At 65.8% G+C, this 846-nt stretch carries 2 protein-coding genes; both read left to right on the top strand.

What is annotated here, in order from left to right; genetic code table 11:
• Positions 1 to 117 precede the first annotated feature (117 nt).
• Positions 118 to 372: a type II toxin-antitoxin system RelE family toxin gene (locus MBTS_RS20875; RefSeq protein WP_082473252.1), complete on the top strand. Its 255-nt coding sequence runs from the start codon at positions 118 to 120 to the stop codon at positions 370 to 372.
• A gap of 11 nt (positions 373 to 383) precedes the next feature.
• On the top strand, positions 384 to 773 hold the full coding sequence (locus MBTS_RS20870; protein WP_192216388.1) for a helix-turn-helix domain-containing protein: 390 nt from the start codon (positions 384 to 386) through the stop codon (positions 771 to 773).
• The last annotated feature ends 73 nt before the right edge of the window (positions 774 to 846 follow it).

Below are 846 nucleotides of genomic sequence, written 5' to 3'. Positions count from 1 at the left end.
GCAGGGCGGGAGCGGCGGCGCGGATCTCAGGGGTGATGTCGGGAAAGGCGGTCATCGAATCCCTTGCCTTCCGGCATATTCAACGGAAAGTTGTTGGCGGCTGCAACAGGTGGTGGCATGGGCCGAACGATCGTCTACACCCGTCCCGCGGCTCGGGCGCTCGCCCGTATGCCGGCCAACACCGAAGCGCAGATACGCGAGAAACTGAGAACCCTCGCCGACGATCCCGCGGCTCTGTCCAACAACATCAAGGCCCTGAAAGGGGCCGAGGGGTTTCGCCTGCGGATCGGCGATTGGCGCGTGATCTTCACGATCGAGCCGGATCGGGTCATTGTGCATGCCGTCGGTCCCCGCGGCTCGATCTACGGGTAGGATCCAGCACCATGACCATCGTGCGCACGCAGACACCGTCCGGCGAATCCATCGTCATCATGCCCGAAGCCGAGTTCGAGCGGCTGGCCGCTTTGGCCGAGGATGCATCGGACCTGCAGACATTGGTCACGTCGCAGACCCGGCTCGCTTCCGGCGAGGACGAGTTGCTGAATGAAGCCGATCTCGATGCCTTGCGCCACGCACCGTCTCCGCTCGCCTTCTGGCGCGCACGACGTGGCCTGTCGACGACCGAACTTGCGGCACGCGGCGGCATTTCACACGCGGATCTGACGGCCATTGAGGACGGCACCGGGACGAGCGACATCGTCGTCCTTCGCTCACTGGCCGACGCGCTCGGCGTCGACCTGGAAGACCTCGTCCCGGCCGCACCGGTGATCTGAGCGGGGCTCACCCCTGCAACGCCGCCAATTCGCCCGGCAGGGCGTAGGCCCATTGCGTGATGTTGCCGGCGCC

Source organism: Methylobacterium bullatum, assembly GCF_014845095.1.
Taxonomy (GTDB): Bacteria; Pseudomonadota; Alphaproteobacteria; order Rhizobiales; family Beijerinckiaceae; genus Methylobacterium; species Methylobacterium bullatum.
Note: the sequence above shows the minus strand (reverse complement) of the source record. Positions and strands in the feature narration are given on the sequence as shown.